Here is a 23,278-nt window from a genome sequence, read left to right as displayed (position 1 = left end):
GCGGATCGCCTCTGATGACCATCCACGCGTCGCCCCAGCTGAACAACCTCATGTTCGTGCTCATCGGCGAGAAGTTCCTCCAGGCCGACGAGGACATGGCGTTCGCCAACGGCAAGCCGTACGAGCGGCTCGGCCGGCGGATGCGTGACCTCTCGGACCTGATCGAGCAGACCGCCGGTGGGGTGGGGCGCGCGCTGCCGCCGCAGGTCGGGAACAACTATGTGCGGGCGATGCACATGTTCCTCGACAGCGGCGGCGTCAACTACCTGAAGGACTTCGCCGACCAGCTCGACGGCATCGGACAGTCCCGCACCAAGTCCTCCATGGACATCATGGAGTCGAAGTGGCAGATCATCGCCGAACTGGTGCGGCTGCTCATCGAGTTGCTGGTCATCGCGGTGCTGTCCGCCTTCACCGGGGGTTCCGCCTCCAGCCAGGCCGCGGTGGCGAAGGCCCGCAGCCGGGTCGCCATTCTCACGCTGATGGAATGGCTGATGAAGAAGACGCATCTGATGCCGAGCCTCACCGAGGCGCTCGAAGAGGCGTTCACCACCTTCGCGGTACGGCTGGCCATGATGCTCGGCGCGCCCAAGGGCCGCCGCCCGCACGGGTTCGACTGGTCGCAGATCGTCCAGGACGGCGTCTTCGGCGCGTTCACCGGCCTGTTCCACGGCCTGCTGCACGACTTCGGCAAGGGCCTGAAGAAGAACTTCAAGAACGTCTTCGACACCCACAACCCGTTCAAGGACATCAGCGGCAACGGGAAGAAGTTCAACAACCACAAGTTCGACAACCCCGACGTCAACACCAAGCCGAACCCGAAGCCGACACCGACGCCGAACCCGAAGACCACGCCGAATCCAACGCCGACCCCGCACATCACCCCGACGCCGAACCCGACGCCCACCCCGAAGCCGAAGAGCTTCGGCGACAAGGTGAAGCACGAACTCGGCGAGGACTTCGAGCACTTCCTCACCGAGGGCGGCGCGGAGACGCTCGGCGAGATCGCCACGGCGTCCATCTACGGCTTCCCCATCGACCCCCTGAACACCTTCCTGGGCGCCGGCCTCAGCTCGATGAGCGAACGCCACCTGGGCCAGGGCGCGGGCGCGATCGGCAACAAGTTCAACTTCACCACCCCGCCCCAGGTGAACACCCTCGGCACGGCGAACATCCCGGACGACACCAGCTCCACCTCCACCTCCAACACCAACTCCGGCCCCGACAACGACTCTTCGACGAACGGCCCGTCGACCGACTCGACGACCACGTCAGGCCCGGGCCCTGTCAACACGACGTCGAACACCGGCAGTTCGTCGACCACCACCACTCCCCAACGCACGTCCACGAACACCCCGCCGACCGAGTCCACAGACACCCACGTCGACGACGTGAAGATCGACGGGGGAGACCTCCAGAGCAACGCCCCGCACGGGACGACGAGCACGTCCGGCGGCGGCAACTCGCCGTCTTCCAGCACGCCTACGAGCCATACGCCGACGAGCAGTACGCCCACGAGGTCGCCGGAACAGGTCGATGCGGGCGGTACCGACGAGGCGCAGGGGACCGGCCAGCAGAACGACACCTCGAACACCGGCGGCAGCCCGCACACCACCAACTCCGGAACTCCGGCGCCGGAGCGGACAGTTCAGGAACAGTCGCACAACACCGGTGATGACACGCAGAACACGCCGTCGGACCAGGACACGGAGGAGCCTGCGCCGGAGACCAGTACCGGTCAGCAGGGCGATACCTCGAACACCTCAACTCCGCTGCCCTCGCCGGACGTTCCGGTCGCGAGCGGGTCCAACACCACCGTCGTACCGCCGACCACGAGTACGGGTACGGGCACGAACACGGGCAGTCCGACGTCCGGTTCCGGTACGCCCTCGCACAGCGGTGGCAACCCGCGTACTACGACAACGGGGCGCCCGGAGAACACGACTTCCGACAGCACCAGCACGGACACCGCGGACGGCACCGGCACCTCCCACTCCGATTCCGGCACCGTCAGCAACACCGACACGGGCACGGACACCGGGACCGGGACCGGGACCGGTACCAACACCAGCACCAGCACCAGCACCGAAACGAACACCAGCACCGAAACGAACACCGGCACCGATCTACCCACCCCCGTCGCCACCACCAGCAACACCGCGCCCCCCACGACCAGTTCGGCACCGGACACGACCCCCGTGCCGGAGGCGACCCAGCCGTCCCACTCCGGCACTGCGAGCCCGGCACCGAGTGCGGAGACGACCACCACCAGCTCCTCCGATGTCACCGCCGTACCGGAGCCGAGCAGCACGCCCGCGCCCGTGGCGCCCGTGGATCTCACCCCCTCCGTGACGCCCAACTCCACACCGGAGCCCGGAAGTTTCGAGGACGCTCGGGCCGGGGTGACGCCCTCGGAGCGCAGCCACACCTGGGTCGATCCGGTGTCGAGGCCCCTCGGGGCGGACGGTGCGCGGACTCAGTACGTGGTGCGGGCCGGGTTCGCCGTACGGCGTTTCACCCACGACGGGGCGCCGGTCACCGATCTCACCGTGACCTACCGGCTCACCGGCAACCCGGGGCTGGGGACACAGGTCGACGGGGTCCAGCAGCGGTTGACGGACGGTGTGCAGCGGGTGTTCAACACCCCGGGCCACCAGCTGGGGGACGGGAGCCGGCTGCACGTCACCGTCGTGCCGGCCGCACCCGGTGAGACACCGCACCTCGACGTCACGCTCACCGACCCGGCGGACGGGACACCGGCCACGCATCACTCGTGGCCGTCGGACATCTCCGACTCCGACCTGGCCCACGAGATCGGCCACCAGGTCGGCCTGCGCGACGAGAGCGGCTTCGACTCCGCCGCCCCGCAACGCGGCGGTACGGCCAGCCTGATGGGCGACCCCACACGGTTCACGCCCGCGTCGGACCCGACGTACGCATCGGGTGGGCTGCGGCCCCGTCACCTCGCACTGATCGGCACCCTCGTCGGCGATCCCGCGGACGACCACCGGGGTCCCGGACGCCGGGGACCGGTCAAGGGCGCGCCCGGCGCGGACCCGCCCGCCCCGCTCACCCCCACCGTCGATCAGGGCGACACCGCACCGACCCCGGTGGCCACCACGTCCACGCCCGTGCCGGGGCTCCACGACACGGACTCGCTGGAGATCGATCCGGCGGACACGCATACGGACCCGGAGACCGTTCCCGCGGTCGTGCCGGTCCCTGACATCACCCTGACCTCCCCGGAGGGCGACACCACCTCGACGACCGGGTCGATGGTCGGCGGTGGGCGTCGTGGCGGCTCCTACCTCGGTGGCTACGGGCGGCGGCACGACGGCCAGTTGGGGCTCGTGCACGTGGAGCCGTTCGCGCCGGACGTGGTCGACGGGCTGCACCGCCAGGTGCTCACGGCGCTCGGCCGGCCCGCTCCGGAACCGAACGACCCCGTGCTCGCGCAGCTCCAGGACGTGCTGTCGGCGGAGCAGATGGCGCTGAACATGCCGTATCTGCGCAGTCTCGGCGGTCACCGGATCGTCCTGGACGTCGGCGGCGTCGACCACGACGTGGACGTACGCCTCACGCTCGACGACAGGCGGCCGTCCGTCCGGCAGGGCGCGCTCGACACGAGCGATCCCGACAAGCACGTGGAGCGGCGCGGCCAGGGCACCCGGGAGATCGTCTCGGCGCAGCCGTCCGGCACGTTCTCGACGATCCCGGTGCCGTGGACCGGGTCGATACCGGTCGGAGCGGTGGGCCCGGTCCGCGGGGTGGACATCGCGCTGGGCGCGACCGTCACCCACAACCAGGCGGACGGTTCGACCACCGTCACCCAGGTCGTGCAGACCACCAGCGCCCAGCGCAGCAACGAGCCCTCCCGCGCCTACGACTTCACCGACAACTGGCAGGTCCGCGTGGACGCGCCGGCCCCGGACACGGACGTAGCGGATGCGGGGGAGACAACAGACACGACGGATACGACCGACACGACCGACACGACCGACCCAACTGGCGTGACGGACACGGCCGTTGTCGTCGCGAACCCCGATCCCGATCCCGCCCCCGACTGGAGTCCGGCCGAGCAGCACGGGTCGGTCACCATCTGGTTCCCGCAGCACCTCGTGGACGCCGACAGCGATCCCGGGCAGGAGCTGCCGGAACCCGCCGACATCAGGACGCTGCCGATCTACGGCGTGGACTCGGTGCTGCATCCGCGGCGGCTGTACGAGGGGGCCGCGGCGAACTTCAGCGAGGACCTGGACGAGACATCGTCGGCCCAACTCGCGGACTTCCTTGCTGAACCGATCCTGCGGGGCACGCTGCCGATGCAGGTCGAGGGCGGGCTGTACTCGCCGGTGCTCACCGACGCGCACGGACGCGCGGTCGGCATGATGCGGCTGGACGCGACGGTCCGGGGGACCACCCCGGTGGCCAAGAGCCTCGACAAGAAGATCAACCTCGAAAGCCATGTCGTCAACTCGGTGAAGAACGACCAGAACACGTCGTTCAACAGCGGGGTGACCTTCACCGGCAGCGTCGGCCCGACCTTCACGATCGACCACCGCGCGGGACACCCGGACGCATCCCACGGCATCGGCGGCACCGTCAACGGCAAGGGCACCGCCAGTCTCGCGGCGCAGAACGTGTTCGGCACCAGCAACCTCGCGGGCACCATGCACGCGGTGCGCACCAACCGCAGCCATCTGCTGACCGAGGCGGACGTCGAGTACACCCTCACCCTGATCCGGCCCGACGGCTCCATCTCCACCTATGCGCCCGGGACGTGGACCCACGCGCTCGATCTGCGGGTGCTCAGCGCCGAGGACGCGGCGGGGCACGCACCGGAGCCGGACGAAGTGCGAGTGCTGCCGCCGGAGTTGGAGAACCTGGAGTCGATCGGCCAGTCCATCGCGCCGCTCGGGGTGGACGAGACCGACGCGGATCCGCTGTTCGACGACGCGGAGACCTGGCTGCGGAACCGCGGCTTCCTGCCTCCGCCGGAGGACACCCCGCGCCGGGGCCGACTGCCCGACGAGACGCTGGTGCAGGCCCAGTTGAACAACCTGCGGCGGCTGGAGGAACTGCGTTCCCCGCTCGGGCTGCGCGCGGCGACGGACTCCATGGTGGACGGCGGTCACTCGCTGTTCCTGGAGATCCCCTCCGTGACGGGGCGGCGCCGGGTACGGCTGGAGCTGGGCGCGCGGCGCGACCCGAACCGGCCCGTGGAGCACCGCACGGTGCTGCCCAACATCCAGGTCATGGGCCTGGCCCAGGCGGCGGGCGGCGGCACCGCCCGGCTCGGCAACACCTACGGCCTGGGCGCCGGGTTCGGCGGCGGGCTCACCGTGCCCACCCCGCACGGCGGCGCGTGGACCCTGAGCGCCACCGGCGACTACCAGTACGTCGGCCAGGCCACGCTCGGCAACACCACCGGCACCACGCTCGGCCACGACCAGTTCTTCATCGGCACCGGGCAGGACACCCACGAGTTCGGGGTACCGGCCCGCCTCACGCTCGACCTGTACGAGGGCTCGGGTCAGGAACCGGTGGCCCGGTTCGGCGAGGTGGCACCGACCGCCCAACACGCCCAGTCCGACCCGGAGTCGGGCCTGGACGCACCCCAGGAGCGGGGGGTCGCGGGCACGATCCGGCTGGCCGTGCCGCACGAGCGCACACTGGCCGAGGTCGAGGCCGACGCGGAGCCCGCGCCGGACGCTGAGCCGTTCACCGTACGGCGGGTCACGCAGGAGGACCGGGACCGGCTGGCCATGACGGACCCGGCCACCGGCGATCCGCACCCGGACGTCGTCCGCGTCCCGGACGACGCGCTGATCGACGTGGTGCGCGGTTCGGGGGCGCTCCAGGACGCCTTCCGGCGGATCGTCACGGGCGACCGTGTCGACAGCGACAGCGACAGCGACAGCGACAGCGACTCCAGCACCGGTGACGACACCGACACCAACGCCGGTGATGACATCGACACCGGCGGCGATCCGGCCGTCCCTCCCGTCCCGCCCGTCACTGTCACCGCCCCCGACACCGTTGCCGAGACCGTCACCGCCCCTGCTCCGGACACCGACACGGTCACCGTTTCCACCACGGACCCGGCGCCCGCTCCCGCCCCCGTCGCCCCCGCCCCACCCGGCCGCGTCGCGAGGCTGGTGGGCGGCGTCACCGGGTTCCTGAGCAGTTCGCTGGTGGGGAGTCCGTTCGGCGACACCACGACGGTGAGCGCCGAGTCCCGTATCACCGCGCTCTCACCCGGTTCGCTGGTCGGCCGCGGGCACCAGATCTTCAGCGGCACCTACGTGGTGGAGGGTCTGACGCTGCCCGGGCTCGGTGCCGACGGCCAGCTCGCGATCGAGATCCAGGCCGTCGCCCACACGCCCCGGCTGACGCAGAGCGTGAACCAGTACCTGGAGACCGGCGTCTCCGCCGCCGACTCGGCGCAGCAGCTCAAGGGCCTAGGAAAAACACACCAGTTCGGGATGGGCGGCTCGGCGACCCAGAACAACCCGCCGAGTTCCAGCCCGAGTTCGCAGCCCGCCGACTCCCCGGCACCCACGCCCTCCACGCCGTCCCGCTTCAACCCGTCCGGGCGCTACCAGTACGACCGCAAGAGCGACAAGTCCGACACCCTCACCAGCGGCACCGGCACCAACCGGACGCCCACCCAGTCGGGCCTCCAGCACCGGATCACCGCCGACGTCACCTACCTGATCACCGTGCGGTCCGGACACCGCAACGTGGTCGCCAACTCCCTCGGGTACGGGCCCGGGGAGACCGTCACACTCGCCGTGGACGTGCCGCGCGGGCTCCAGTTCCTCATGACGGAGAGTCAACTCCGGCGCGACGGACGGTGGATGGGCGCCCTGCCCGAGCGTCCGGACGACCCGTCGACGATCGATCTGACGAGCCCGTCCCTGCCCGACCGGTACGTCCACGACGGCACCCTCGGCCTGGCCGCGGTCAACTCGGTCACCGAGTTCTCCGACCCGGGCACGGGCCAGACGCCGACCCCGCCGATCGAGCAGCGTTCCCGACTCCACGACGACGTACGGCAGTTGGTGGACCGCTACGCCCCGGGCGTGACCACTCCCGGCCACGCCTCCTACCTGCCCGGTGTCGCCGCGCTGATCGCCGACAACACCGGTGTCGCCGGGAAGCGGGCGCTGATCGGGCGCGGCGGCGGACAGACCAGGTTCAGTTTCCGGCACCACCGGTTCGGCGGCGCGGCGCTGGTCGAGGTGACGTTCTCGGCCCGTCCCACGAGCACCCCCGCGGACCGGGGCGCCGTGCGGGGCACCGCCGTACCGGGCGACAAGTCCGGTATCGAGCAGTGGGGTTCACACACGGCGGAGGGGCGTTCGCTCTCCTCCTCGGTGGGCCGGACACACCGTCTCACCGGCAACCCGACGGCCCGTTTCAGCCGCCCCGACACCGACGACCGCACGGACCGGCTCGGGCCCTCCACCAACGTGGTCACCTCGTCCAGCAAGGTCGACAAGCAGGGCCGCACCGCCGAGGACCGGTACTGGCTGCGCACCGACAGCGCCGCCGACTTCGACGGCCTGGACTACGAGTTGGTCGCCACCGTCCGCTCCACCCTGGTCGTCGACTGGCCGCCGAACGTGGTGGGCGCGCTGGTGCAGCGCGGTGTCATCGCCTGGGACGACGCCGACCCGCAGACCCGTTCCTGGCTGAGCCGCACCCTCTCCGGTGAACTCGGCGGCCAGGTCCGGGTACCGGCCCTGGTCAGCCTGCGCTTCACCGGCAGCGAGACGGACGGCACCCGACCCCCGCTGCCCGCACCCGCGCCGCCCTCGCTGTCCCGGATCGACCCCCGCCAACTGCCCGCCGCACACCCCGCGTTGCGGGACGACCACCTGTTCCACCCGACCGGCTCCGCCCCGGTCTACGGCTTCGACGCGTGGAGCGAGCTGTACACGGCCCTCGACCAGGTGGCCCCGGACACCGGGAGCGGCTGGCGCTCGGTGCCGGCCTCGACCTCCGAGGAGAACGCGTCGGTACGGCTCGGCGAACTCATCCAGGCCGGCACGATCTCGCTGGACACGCCCCGCCAGGTCGGTGGCATGCTGCCGGCGATGCCGGGCGCGTTCCCCTTGCGGAACGGCCCGGACCAACGGCCCACCCTCACCGTCTCGTTGTACCGCCCGCGGGTGGTCACCGACGGCGGCGACGTGACCCTCGACCGGCTGCGGATCAGCACACAGAGCAGCAGCACGGTCTCCGGCACCGACACCACCCTCGGGATGTCGCTGCCGTTCGTCCTGAGCGCCGACGACCCCGACCGTAACCTCCTCGGCGCGACCCCGCCGGTGCTCCAACGGCCCGTGGACGCCAGCAACTTCGGCAGCGGAGTCTCCGGCGGCCGCCGCGACTGGCTCAAGACCGGCAGCACCAGCCTGCCCGCCGAGGGCCGCGGCACCCGCAGCTACGAGGTGCGGGCCGACGTCCACATCGAGGTCACCGGCCCCGAGGGCGTCCGCCATGTCACCGGTACGGCCACGATCCGCATCGAGGAGCGCGACGCCCTCGGCCACGGCATCACCGAGCCCAATCCGGTGCCCCAGGTCTACGACCTCCCGGCCCTCCTCACCGACGGCACCAACACCGCGCCGGAGGACTGGGCGACGACCCGGCTCGGGGACGTACGGAACAACCTCGGCGCGGGCGTCGACCCCACGGACGACGGCTTCCAGCTCTGGGTGGCCACCGGCCCCGACCCGGACGGCTCCCGCCTGACCCTGGCGCTCTACGCGGCGTCGCGGGCGGCCCGCGACAACGGGCGCCCGGTGGAACTCGTCACCCGGGGCCCGGAGGGCCTGCGTATCTGGTCCTTCGACCCGGACGGCACGCTCACGGCTCCGCCGGGTACGGGCGGCACGGAGCCGGGTTCCACCACCGGTGTCGTGTCCCTGGACCAGGCTTGGGAGGACTTCGAGCGCGAGGCCGCCGCGTTCGACCGGGCCCAGGACGACCACACGGCGGCGCTCGACGACGAGCACGAGCAAAGGGGGTTGCGGCCCGACGCGCAGGAAGCCCTGAACGACGCGGCCACCGCGCTGACGGACGCGGCGAACGAGGCCCACCGGACCGACACGGCCGCGACCACCGCCGAGCAGAACGCGGACCAGGCCGAACAGGACCTCCGTGACCTCGTCGACCGCGAGAAGACCCTGACCGGCGGGATCTCCGGGGCCCGCCGCGCGATCGGCCCGCTCACCGACGCGGTCTCGGAGGGCGAACGCCAGGAGATACGCCTCAGCGCCCGGACCAAGACCGCGCGACGCCAACTGTCCAACCTCACGGCCCGCGCCGCCGAGGCCACGAACACGCGGGCCTCCGGCTCCGGTTCCGGCGACACGGAGAACACTCCGGTGCCGGGCCCGTCCGGGACGGATGGCGCTACGACGGTCGAGAGCACGACGCCGGGCGCGATCACGTCGGACACCGTCGCGCCGGACACGGTCGTAGAACCAGCGCAGGACACGGTCGTAGAGCCTGCCCCCGCCGTGGACCCCCGTCTCACCCGGCAGATCGACGAAGTCACCGCCGAGGTCGGCAAGTTGGACGCCGACCTCGCCGAGGTGCGGGCCGGTCTTGAGCGGGACCGTGCCGCGCTCCGGGACACCCAGGCCGGTCTGGACCGCGACGTGGCGGCCCAGCGTGAGGCGCGGGCGCAGCTCCCCGGCGTACGGGACACGGCCGACACCCGGCGTTCGGAGGCCGACACGGCTCGTGGGCTCGCCGAGGGCGCGGCCCTGGTCCACGAGGACGCTCGCGAGAACCATGGGCGGGCGGCGCAGGCGCTCGGCGAGATCGACACGCGGATCGGCAACGCGCTCGGCAGGCGCGACGACGCCGCGGCCCGCCGGGCGGTGGCGGAGACCGCGCTGCCCGGCGCGACCGGCCCGGTGCTGGCCTCCGGCCCCTCGACACTGCCCACCTCACGCACGACGCTGGCCTCGGTCGCCCCGCGCCGGCCGGGCTCGGGCCGCCCCCGCACGGCGGGTCCCTCCACCGACAACTCACCCCTCCCCGGCGACGACCTCACCTCCGGGACCGACAACTCGACCACCGGGGACGAGGATTCGGGGGACTCGGATGCAGGGGGCGACGACCATTCGGACGCGGACACCGAACTGACCACTCCCGACCCGGCGTCCCTCGTCCCGCCGAAGGACCCCCCACCGACCGGTGACGACGACACCACCGGCGGGGACCAAGGCGGCACATCCGGCGACCCCGGTACGACCTCCGCCCAGGACAGCGCGTTCGACGCCCTGGTCGGCAAGACCGACACCACCGCCACGTCCACCGACCCACACAGTGCACCGGCGGACACGGACACCGACACACCCAAGACCGACGCACCCAAGACCGAGGACAAGGGCAAGGCCCCCGCCCAGGACGACACCGACGGCACGTCGTCCACCCCCACCGCACCCCGGCCCGCCGCGTTCCAACGGCGGGCGCCACGAGGCAGTCTGGTCCCGACGCGCGGCGACGGCCGGTGCATGCTCTACACGTTCATCGGCACCGACCCGGAGCGGGTCCGCGACCGGCTGCCCGGACTGCGTACCGAGGCCCCGGAGACCTACGCCTGGCTCGGCCGGCCGGACCAGGTCCGCGCCGGGCTGGCCGAGTTCGCCCAGTGGCAGCGGGGCACCTCCCCGATGCCCCGGGCCGGCCGCCATCTGATGCTCGCGGCAGACCGGCTGCGCATCCTCGCCGAGGACCGACTCCTCACCGCGCGCGGCGAACGCCCGTTGCCGCACGAGGTGGTGGGCCAGGTACGGCAGACGCTCGCGCGGTGGTTCGAGGGCGGCACGGCGACCATGGACCGGCCCGAACTCCTGGCGACGCTCGGCGAGTACGGCATCGAAGGAGTGACGGAGCCGGACCAGCTGGACGATCTCGACACGCGCTACATCGACGCGCTGACCCGGGACGACGTGATCGGCCCGGCGGAGCCCGGAGTCCGGGACATGTTCGCGTATCTGCGCGACACCGACCGGCTGCCCACGCTCGACGAGCTCTCCGACGACCAGCTCCGCAGGCTGCTCGGGCACGGATACACCGACAGCGCCGCCCAGTTCACCGACGCCGAACTGGCCCACGCGCTCGACGCCGTCCAGAACTGGTCACAGGCATGGGAGGGCAACCAGGGCGAGATGTTCCTCCCGCTGCTGGCGGACACCCTGGACGTGGCCGTCGAGGTGCTGCGGCCGGACCCGTCGAACGGCCTCGCCACCGTCACCCGCGTCGGCTCACCCGCCGCCACCCGGGTCCTGGAGGTCCACTACACGGGCCTGAACCACTACAACGCCACCGACGCGGGGCCCCTCACCGTCGACCCGACCACCATCACCCCGGCGCCGGCACCCCGGGGTCCCGAGGACGCCAACAGCGTTCAGCCGGACGGGCGTTACCGTCCCGCGCCGCCCCGTGACGCCGACGACGAGCGGCCCGCGTCCCGTGTCGTTGGCCCGGCTCCGAAGGACACGTGGCACGGTCTGCGCCCGTATGCCCGTCCTGCCGTGCATTCGACCGAGCGGTTCGATCCGCACGCGGATCAGTCCAACTCGCCCCGGCCCGGGGTCCTCAGCGGTGCGACGACGCTCGTCCGTGCCACCATCCGTCGTATCCAGGCGCCCAACGGTCAGTGGATACGGGACTACACGCTCAACCTCCCGGTCACCGCCACCGACCCGGCGCTGACCACCCAACTCCAGGACCGCATCACCCGTCTCCTGGACACGCACCTCAACTCCGGTCTGGCGCTGCCCAGTTCGGGCGATCAGTTGCACATCAACCTGAACCTGATCGCCGACCCGGACCACCCCGAGACGATCACCCTCACCGACACCGCCAAGCCGTCCCGAGCCGACCAACTCCACCTGGACGCCAACCACTCCGACGAGGATCTCCTCCACGAAGTCCTGCACTACCTCGGCCTGCCGGACGAACAGCGCGACAACGACTTCCTGTTGCGCAACCACCCGAACAGCACCACCGTCCGGACCACCGGCGTCATGGCCACCACACAGACGCCCGTTCACATTCCCCGCCGCTATCTCCGCACGATCGAGAACGTCACCTCCGCGGGCCCTCAACTCCACGACCACGCGGGCCAGAACACCACCACTCCGGCCCTGGACCCCGACACGACTCCCATCCCCACCGAGGACTCGCTCACCTGGCCCACCTCCCAGGCCCCGACCGCACAGCCGTCCCCGCGGGGCCGACCCCGGTCCACCTATGTGACCTCCTACGGCGCGCTCCCGGACGGGACGGTCGGGCTGGTGTACCCGGAGCCGTTCTCCGACGAGGTGATCGCGGGGCTGCACCGTCAGGTCTACGAGGCGCTCGGTGTGGCAGTCGACAACCCGCCCGAGTCGGTGCGCGAGCAGGTGCGGGACGGGCTGAGCCGGGAGAACCTCGCGCTCCAACTCCCGTACCTCCGCTCGAACGGCGGTCACCGCATCACCGTCCAGGTCGGCGGACACGACCGCACGGTCGACGTACAGCTGACGCTGTCCGATGCCCGGACCTCGTTGCGGCAGGGGCGCTTCGACCCGCGTGACCCGGACAAGCATGTCGAGCGGCGCGGGTTCGGCACGCGGGAGAACTTCTCCAGCCAGCCGTCGGGGACCTATCGCACGATCCAGGCGCCGTGGACCGGTACGTTCCCGATCACCGCGCCCACCGCGGTGCGGGCGCTGGACGGGTCGGTGACGCTGTCCGTCACGCACAACCAGGCCGGCGACGCGACCACCGTCACGCAGGCCGTCCAGACCACGTCCTCCCAACGCTCCAACGAGCCCTCGGATCCAGTGGAGTTCACCACCCACTGGCGCGTGCGCGTCGACGGCCCCGCGGTCACCGCGGCGCCCACCGCGCCCACCGCGCCCGCCACCGCCCCGGCGACGGACGGGTGGAGCGACCCGGTGTCGCACGGCTCCACCACGATCTGGTTCCCGCGGCACCTCACCACCGCCGATCCGGCGCGGGGTTCGCTGCCCGCGCCCGCCGTGACGGACGCTCTCCCGCTCTACGGCGTCGACTCCGTGATCGACCCGAGGGCCCTGTACGAGCATGTCCACCAGGCGTTCGACACCCACCTGGACGCCACCGCCGCCGGGCAGGTCGCGGACTTCCTCTCCGAACAGGTGCTGCGCGGCACGCTGCCGATGCAGATCCACGACGGGCTCTACTCGCCCGTGATCACCGACGCCCACGGCAACGCGGTCGGCATGCTGCACCTGGTCACCACGCCCGGGACCAGCACCCCGCAGCGGCAGAGCACCGCGGGCCAGATCAACCTGGAGAGCCATCTGGTCAACACCGCGAAGGTGGACCTCTCCTCGAAGTACACCAGCGGTATCGGCGTCAGCGGCACCGCCGCCGTCGCCCTCACCGGCGACCACGGCCAGGGTCATCCCGACGCGTCGAGGACCATCGGCGGCAGCCTCGGCCTGCGCCTCCAGGGGCAGATGACCGTCACCAACACCTACAGCGCGAGCAGTTCCGCCGGCACGATGCACGCCATCCGCACCAACCAGAGCCATCTGCTCGCCCCCACCGAGGTCACCTACCAGGTCACCCTGATCCAGCCGGACGGCAACCATCTGCAGGCGCCCGCGCTCCACCGGCCCCACGGCATGGATCTACGGCTTCTGAGCGGGACGACCGCCGCCGGGCGCGCGCCGACCATCGCCGAGAGGCGTGCACTCCCGCACTCGCTTGAGCGCTTGGACGGCATCGGGCTGAGCGCCGCCCCCCTCGGCGTCACCGGTACGCACGAGCTGTTCAACGAGGCCGAGACGTGGCTGCGCCGCGAGGGTTTCCTGCCACCCGACCCAACAGCCCCGGCCCCCACCGGAGTCGGCGGCCGGGTGCGGCAGACGGCGCGCAACCACGAGCCCGAGCACCAGATCCGGCTGCACGCCCAGCTCAACAACCTGCGCCGGCTGAAGGAAGCCCGTTCCCGCACGGGGCTGCGCGCCGCCACCGACGCGATGGTCGACGGCGGACACGCTCTGCACTTCGAGGTGCCCAACACCACCGACACGGGCGTCCGTCGGGTCCGCCTGCTGCTCACCGCCGACCGTGACACCGGGCAGCCCAGCATCCATGACCGCGTCCTGCCGGGCATCCAGGTCATGGGTCTGGCCCAGATGGCGGGCAGCGACGCCGAGCAGCGCGGTGAGTCGTACAGCGGCGCGTTCGGAGTGCTGGGCAGTCTCGGCGGGCCGCTGGGCGACTGGGGGGGCATCGCGTTCGGGGGCGACTACCAGTACGGCGGGCAGATCACGCACGGCGACACCGTGGGCGGCGCCACCGGCCACGACCAGTTCTTCATCGCCACCAACCAGGACAGCCACGCGTTCGACGTGCCGGTGCGGTTGGCCCTGGACCTGTACGCGGACGACGGGGTCGAGCCGAGCGAGCGGTTCGGGCGGCACGCGAACCAGGCGGACCAAGCGGCCCAGGCCGCCAATCTGGCCCCAACTGTCCCTGGTGCGCCGCCTGTTGCGATCGTGCCGCCCGTCGCCCCGGCGCCGACGGTCACCGGTTCGCTGCGGCTGGCGGTGCCGGGCGGTCGTACCCTCGCGCCCTCGACGTCCCCCGCACGGGCCGACGGAGCGCCGCGCGACGTGAACGCGACCGACACGGACCGTCTCGACGCGACCGACGACCAGGGCACCCCGCGTCCCGGTCTGGTGCGGATACCGGACGACGCGCTGATCGACACCGTGCGCGGCTCCGCGGCCATCGAGTCGGTCTTCCGGCGAGCCGCCCGGGAGATCCGCCACCAGGCCCGGCAGGCGGCGCCGGTCATCCCGGCCAACGGCCCGATCCTCCCGGTCGCCGCCCCGGCCGTCCCCGCCGAGCCGCAGCGGGCGAGCCTCTTCCCGCTCGCCGGGCAGGGGCTGTTGGACAGCAGGACGCGCGCCGCCGAGACCCGGCACGCGGCGATCACGCCGGGCAGTCTCGTCGCCCACGGGCACGAACTGTTCAAGAACTCCTATGTAGTTGAGGGTCTGAGCCTGCCGGGGACCTTCGCGGACGGTCAGTACTCGCTGGAGATCCAGGCCGTCGCACACCGGCCCCGACTGCTGGACACGACCCGGCAGTACCTGGAGACGGGCGTCTCGGCCACCGACAACGCGCAACAGCTCAAGTCCCTCGGAAAGTCGGACCAGTTCGGCGGAACGGGGTCGGCCACCCAGAACTCGTCCACACCGGCGGCGCAGGGCACCTCCGAGCCGAACAAGAACCAGCTCAGCCCGGCGGTACGGCTCAACAAGGTGTCCCGCACCGACATCTCCGACACGCTCGCCGCCAGTACGGGCGTCAACCGCACCCCCACCGAGAGCGGCACCCTGCACCGGGTGGTCGCCGACGTCACCTACGTGGTCACGGTCCGGGCCGGCTCCCGCACGCTGGGCAACGGGATCCGTGACCTCGGCACGATCGACCCCGTCACCTTCGCGGTGGACGTTCCCGACGGGGTCCAGTTCCTGATGACACAGGGCCAACTCGACCGTGACGCACGGTGGATGGGCTCGGTGAACGGTCTCACCCCGGCGCCCGTCCAGGGCCAGGCTCCGCTGCCGGGGGCGTACGTGCGCAACCGGCAACTGGGCCTCGGCGGCGTCCTCTCGGTCAGCGAGTACGAGAACGTCCCCGCCCCCGCACCCGCCGCGGCCCCCGCACCGGCCGCCGGCGCCCCGATCCCGTTGGCGCAGCTCAACAACGAGGTGGAGCGGCGCGGGCAGGTAGGGCGCCGGCTGCGGGCCCTGGTCGAGACCGAGGCACCGGGAGTGTTCACCCCGGGGCACGCCGGCCACCAGCCCGGTGTACTCAGCCGGATCACCCAGCTCACCTCCACCGCCGGACTGCGCTCCCTGCCCGGACGTGGCCGGGACGGCACTCCGCGCCGGGCCACCACCCGCTTCCACTTCCGTCACCACGGGTACGGCGGTGAGCGGCTGGTCGAGGTCATGCTGAGGGCGACGCCCCGGCGGGCCCAGAACCTGGCCGCCGTCCGGGGCATCTCGACCCCCGGTTCGGGTCTCGAACAGTGGCAGTCGCACACCGCCGCGGGCCGCTCCGTCACCCGCGCCTCGGCCGGGCAGGCGCAGCTCCCGGTCACGCCGGGGGTCCGCTATCTCCGTCCGGACCAGGGTCCCGATCCCCTGACGACGGACCGCGCGGAGCTGGGGTTCACCCCGCAGTCGGCCGACAGCGTCTCGGCCCGGCGGGCGACCACGGCCGACAACCGGTTCTGGCTGCGTACCGACAACGGTGCCGACTTCGACGACCTGAGGTACGACTACGACCTGACGGTCCGTTCCGCGCTGGTCGTCGACTGGCCGCCGAACGTCATCGGCGGTTTCATCCAGCACGGTGTCATCGCCTGGTCCGACGCGGACGGGGACGTACGCCAGTGGATCGACAGGCTGCTGGCGGGCGGCAATGAACGCACCGACACCGTCCCGGTCCGGCTGGCGCTGCGGTTCACCGGCACCGAGACCAACGTGCCCGTACCGACGGCCGCGATGACCGCCGCGTTCGCCGAGTCCGCCGAGTCCGGTACCGACCCGCGCAACTTCCTGCGCCCGGCCGGGCCGTATCTCGCCGACGCGCACATGTTTCATCCGGTGGGGCCGACCCCGGCGTTCCACTTCGACAGCTGGGCGCACCTGGAGACGGCGCTGAACAACGTCGCGCCGCGCCGCCTCGGAGGCTGGCACGAGCAGATCACGTCCGTCTCGGTGGAGGGACAGGCCGTCCGGCTCGGCCAGTTGATCCAGGCCGGGCGGGTCTCGCTCGACCGTCCCCGGCTGGTCGCCGACCTCACCAGCACCATGCCGGGCACCGCGCCCTTCGAAGGGGCGCCCGGCCAGGCCCCGTCGATCGCGGTGACGCTCTACAACCCGCGCCGCTCCACCCACGCCGACGACGTCACCCTCGACCAGCTCCACAACACCACCGACACGGTGAGCACCGCGGCCGGCGCCGACCACTCCCTCGCGACCTCGTTCACGTACCGCCTGAGCGGTGAGGACAACAACCGCCAGCTCGGCGGGATCAACGTCCCGCTCGCGCAGCGGCAGACCCTGCCCTCGGCCTTCGGCGGCACCACCACCGGCAGCCGCCGCGACTGGCTGAAGTCCGGCAGCACGTCGGCGCCCGCCAACGGGGCGCGCGGGACCCGGAGTTACGTCGTCGACGCCGATGTCCATCTGCTCGTAGAGGGACCGCAGGGCACCCGCCATGTCACCGGTACGGTCACCCTCCGCATCGAAGAACGCGACCTCCTCGGCCACGGTCTCCTCGCCCCGGGGGAGACCCCGCCGAACCTCCACGACCTGCCCGCGCTCGTCCCCGACTGGGCCACCGCCGAGCCGCACACCCTGCCCGAACGCCTCAACTCCGCGATCCCCGCGGGCAGTCACGGCGTGCAGGTCTGGGTGGCCCTCGGCGCCGACCCGCAGGGCACGCGGCTCGGCCAGGCGCTCTACGGAGCCTCGCGTGCGGCCGTGCTCGGCAACCGCCCGCTGGAGCTGATGACCCGTGACCCCCAGGGCATCCGCCGCTGGGAGTTCACCCCCGACGGTGCCCTCGCCACGTCCGACCCCGACCTGACCATCGCGTGGGACGCCTTCGACGCCCAGGCCGAACTCCTGTACACAGCCACCGAAGTCCTCGCCGACACCCCGCAGTTGCTGAACGTCCTCACCACGTCCCGTCGGGAGGCCATCCAGGAGTACACGGACGTCGCGGAGACCCACCAGGAGGCGCAGCGCGCGCTCAAGAACGCGACCGACGCCCACAAGCAGGCGCAGAAGACGGCCGTCGGCTCCGCCGCGGCCGAGCGCGAGGCCGGGGCACGGGTCGTACGGCTGACGCAGGAGCTCGCGGAGGCCCGGCGGACCGCCACGACCCTGCCGCCGGTCATCGAGCGGCACGAGCGGGACGAGACCCAGGGCCGGCACGACCTTCAGACGGCCCTGACCGAGCTGACGCGGGCCGAGAACGCCGCACGCGCCGCCGCCCGACAGGCCGCCGACAACGGGCAGTCGAGTACGGACGCCCCCGCCCCCGCCGCATCCGGAGCCCCGCGCCTCCACACCCCCGCGGCCGATGTCGCCGCCGACCCCGGCGTCCAGGCCGCGCTCCCGGCGATCACCGCCGCCGACAACGCGATCCGGCAGGCCACCACCGCGCTCACCGCGGCCCGGTCGGCGCTCACGGAGGCGCGGACGGCCGTCGCCGACCGGCCGGCCGAGATCAGCACGGCGCGGGAGGACCACGGGAAGGCCGTGGAGAAGGCGGACGAGGACGCGGCAGCCGAGGTCGCCGCGGCCGACGACCTCCAGACCGCCACGCGGGACGAGACCGACGCCCGGGACCGGGTGACCGAGGCCCAGGACGAAGTCGCCCGCCAGAACGGTCTTGTCGCCGCCGCCGTCACCGCGCAACAGCGGGCCGCCACCGACCAGATGGCGGCCACCGACGCGCTGGGGGACCTGTCCGGCGACGTCCACGACAGCGCCCCGACCCCCGAACAGTCCCTGCGGACCACCTTCGCCACCACCCCGCCCCGCTGGCCCGCCCCCGACGGTCGCGCCGCGCCCCTTCCGGCAGGCGGTCAGACCCACACCCCGGCGCCCGCGACCACCACGAACGCCGGGACCACGGGGACGACCCCGACCCCGACAACGTCGCAGCCGCAGCCGAAGAAGAGCGGGCCGTCCAAGTCCGGTACGAGCAACGCCAAGACGGACAAGGGCAAGGACAACAAGGGCAAGAAGCCTGCCACCGGCAAGAGCACGGCCCTCGACAAGGGCAAGGCCAAGTCCCCGCTCGTCCAGTCGCCCCCGCGCACCGGCACGAGCCCGGCCGCCCCGCAGTCTCCCTACGTGGCCCCCGCCGGCCGCGTCGTCGCGACCCCCGGCGACGGCTACTGCCTCCTCTACGCCGTCATCGGCAGCGCGCCGGACCTGGTCAGCACCCGCCTGCGGCAGGCCGACCCGTCCTTCCCCGCGGGCACCGCCTTCTGGCTCGCCCGGCCCGACGACGTACAGAACACCCTCAGGACACTCACGGGGCGACCGCAGACCTCCAACCGGGGAACAGGCCATCTGCGGGCCGCGCGGCAGGGGTTGCAGAACCTGGTCCGGGCCCGGCTGGCGGCGGCACGCGACGGCGGCCGCCCGCTCCCGCCGCAGGTGCTCGGCCAGCTCCGGGGCGTCCTCGTCGGCCAGTTCGCGAGGACGGTGGAGAACGCGACCGACGCCGCCGTCACCAACCAACTGAACGTGTACGGCATCCAGGGCGTCACCCGCACCGAGGACCTGGACCCGCTCGACCTCCAGATCCGCTACACACAAGCCATCACGGCACCCGACGCACCGCCCCCACTGATCGGCAACCCACCGAGCAACCGGCGGATGTTCGCCTATCTGCGTTCGGCGGGCGCGCTGCCGACGCCCGCCGACATGACACCGGCCGAACGCCGGTGGCTGCTGACCGCCGGCTATCACCGGAGCACCGTCCCCCTCACCCAGGGCGAGGCGCTCCTGCTCGACAGCGCGGTGGACACCTGGTCGGACTCGTGGGCGGACCCGGTCGGCGACACCTTCCTGCCGCTGCTCGCCGACACCCTCGAAGCCCCGATCCACGTCTTCGAACCGGTGACCGACACAACCGCCGGCCCCCGTGGCATCGTGCTGCGCTACGGCCCGACGAACACCAACACGCCCGCGCTGGAGGTCCGTTACACGGGCCTGAACCACTACAGCGCGAGCGACGCGAACGCGGCGAACATCACCCCGGCGCCGGCACCCCGGGGTCCTGAGGACGTCAACAGCGTTCAGCCGGACGGGCGTTACCGTCCCGCGCCGGCCCGTGATGCCGGTGACGAGCGGCCCGCGTCCCGTGTGGTCGACCCGGCTCCGAAGGACACGTGGCACGGCCTGCGTTCCCACGCGCGCCCTGCCGTTCACTCGACCGAGCGGTTCGATCCGCACGCGGATCAGTCCAACTCGCCCCGGCCCGGGGTCCTCAGCGGTGCGACGACGCTCGTCCGTGCCACCGTCCGTCGTATCCAGGCGCCCAACGGTCAGTGGATACGGGACTACACGCTCAACCTCCCGGTCACCACGACGGACCCGGCGCTGACCCCCCAACTCAACGAGCGCATCTCGGGTCTTCTGGACACGCACCTCAACTCCGGTCTGGCGCTGCCCAGTTCAGGCGACCAGCTGCACATCAACCTGAACCTGATCGCCGACCCGGACCACCCCGAGACGATCGCCCTCACCGACACCCCAAAGCCAGCCCGCGCCGACCAACTCCACCTGGACGCCAACCACTCGGACGAGGACCTGCTCCATGAGGTCCTGCACTACCTCGGTCTGCCCGACGAGCAGCGCGACAACGACTTCCTGTTGCGCAACCACCCGAACAGCACGACGGTCCGCACCACCGGCGTCATGGCCGGCACCCAAGACCCCGTGCACATCCCGCACCGCTACCTCCGCACCATCGAGAACGTCACCGCCGCCGGACCCCAACTCCACGACCACACAGGCCAGGACGAGACGACGCCTGTCCGCGACCCCGACACCACGCCCATCCCCGCGGACGCGCCCCTCACCTGGCCCACCGCGAACGCCCCGACCGCACAGCCGCCCGCGCAGGTCCAACTCCCTTCCACCTACGTGAACTCCTACGGCGCGCTTCCCGACGGGACCGTCGGGCTGGTGTACGCGGAGCCGTTCTCGGACGAGGTGATCGCGGGGCTGCACGGTCAGGTCTACGAGGCGCTCGGGCTGGATGCCGAGAACCCGCCCGAGTCGGTGCGCGAGCAGGTGCGGGGCGAGTTGAGCCGGGAGAATCTCGCGCTCCAACTGCCGTATCTGCGCTCGAACGGTGGTCTCCGCATCACCGTCCGGGTCGGTGGCCGTGATCGTACGGTCGATGTTCAGCTGACGCTGTCCGATGCGCGGACCTCGTTGCGGCAGGGGCGCTTCGATCCGCGTGACGCGGACAAGCATGTCGAGCGGCGCGGGTTCGGTACGCGGGAGAACTTCTCCGGTCAGCCGTCGGGGACGTACCGGACGTTCCAGGTGCCGTGGACCGGCTCGTGGCCGATCACCGCGCCCACCGCGGTGCGGGCGGTGGACGGATCACTGACGGCGGCGATCACCCACAACCAGGCCAGTGACGCGACGACCGTCACCCAGGCCGTGCAGACCACGTCCTCCCAGCGCTCCAACGAGCCTTCCGATCCTGTGGAGTTCAGCACCCGATGGCGCGTGCGTGTCGACGCGCCCGCCGTCACCGCGCCCACCACCACGACCACCCCGGCACCGGACGGGTGGGGCACGGCGGAGTCCCACGGCCCCACCACGATCTGGTTCCCCCGGCACCTCACCACCCCCGACCCGGCGCCGGGTTCGCTGCCCGCGCCCGCCGCCATGGCCGATCTGCCGCTCTACGGCGTCGACTCGGTGATCGACCCGAGGGCCCTGTACGAGCACGTCCACCAGACGTTCCACGCCGATCTGGACGACACCGCCGCCGGGCAGGTCTCGGACTTCCTCTCGGAGCAGGTGCTGCGGGGCACGTTGCCCATGCAGGTGGACGGCGGGATCTACTCTCCGGTGGTCACCGACGCCGACGGCAACGCGGTCGGCATGCTGCACCTGGTCACCACGCCCGCCGTCGGCATCCCGCTGCGGCAGAGCACCCCCGGCCAGATCAACCTGGAGAGCCATCTGGTCAACACCGCGAAGGTGGACCTCTCCTCGAAGTACACCAGCGGTATCGGCGTCAGCGGGAGTGGTGCCGCCGCTCTCACCGGTGACCACAGTCAGGGACATCCGGACGCCTCCAGCACCATCGGCGGCAGCCTCGGCCTGCGTGGGCAGACCCAGGCGACCGTCACCAACACCTACAGCGCGAGCAGTTCCGCCGGCACGATGCACGCCGTCCGCACCAACCGCGGCCACCTCCTCACGCCCTCGGGCGTCACCTACCAGGTCACCCTGATCCGGCCCGACGGCACCGAGACGCGGGCCCCGGCGCTCACCCGGACGCACGGCATGGATCTACGGGTCCTGAGCAAGGCGGACGCGACCGGGCACACGCCGACCGCCGCCGAGACGCGTGAACTCCCGGACTCCCTCGAACGGTTGGACGGCATCGGGCTGAGCGCCGCCCCGCTCGACGTCACCGGCACGGACGGCCTGTTCGACGAGGCCGAGACGTGGCTGCGCCGTGAGGGTTTCCTGCCGCCGAGCCCAACGGCCCCGGCCCCCACCGGAGTCGGCGCGCGGCTGAAGCAGGCCGTGCGCGACCACGAGCCCGAGCACCAGATCCGGTTGCACGCCCAGCTCAACAACCTGCGCCGGCTGAGGGAGGCGCGCTCCCGTACCGGGCTGCGTGCCGCCACCGACGCGATGGTCGACGGCGGACACTCCCTGCACTTCGAGGTGCCCAACAGCAGTGACACCGGCGTCCGTCGGGTCCGGCTGTTGCTCACCGCCGACCGTGACACCGGGCAGGCCAGCACCCATCACCTGGTCCTGCCGGGCATCCAGGTCATGGGCCTGGCCCAGATGGCGGGCAGCGACGCCGAGCAGCGGGGCGAGTCGTACGGCGGCGCGCTCGGGCCGATGGCCAGTGTCAGCGGGCCGACGGGGAGTTGGGGGTCCATCGGGTTCGGGGCCGACTATCAGTACGGCCACCAGGTCACCCACGGCGACACCGTGGGCGGCGCGACCTCGCACGACCAGTTCTACATCGGCACCGGTCAGGACAGTCACGAGTTCAGGGTGCCGGTGCGGTTGGCCCTGGACCTGTACGCGGACGACGGGGACCAGCCGAGCGAGCGGTTCGGGCGGAACGTGAACCAGGCCCTCGCCCCGGCCGCCGCCCCGGCCCCAACTGTCCCCGGTGCGCCGCCTGTTGCCCCCGCGCTGCCCGTCGCCCCGGCGCCGACGGTCACCGGTTCCCTGCGCCTGGCGGTACCGGACGGCCGTACCCACGCGCCCTCGGCGACTCCCGCTGCGCCCGCCGCACGGGCCGACGGGGCGCCGCGCCGGCCCAACGCGGCCGACAGGGCACGGCTCGACGCGACCGACGCCACCGGCACCCCGCGCCCGGAGTTGGTGCGGATACCGGACGACGCGCTGATCGACACCGTGCGCGGCTCCGCCGCCATCGAGTCGGTCTT

Annotated in this window: 1 protein-coding gene (only partly in view); it reads left to right on the top strand. The window is 72.1% G+C overall.

The annotated features are described in order from the left end of the window. Positions 1-14: 14 nt before the first annotated feature. Positions 15-23,278, top strand: the 5' portion of a protein-coding gene (locus OG194_RS10925; protein ID WP_327400673.1) for a hypothetical protein. 13,600 nt of this gene lie beyond the right edge of the window; only the first 23,264 of its 36,864 coding nucleotides appear in the window; the start codon lies at positions 15-17; the stop codon falls past the right edge of the window.

This window comes from Streptomyces sp. NBC_01288 (assembly GCF_035982055.1).
Lineage (GTDB): Bacteria > Actinomycetota > Actinomycetes > Streptomycetales > Streptomycetaceae > Streptomyces.
This window is presented reverse-complemented; position numbering and strand designations above follow the sequence as displayed.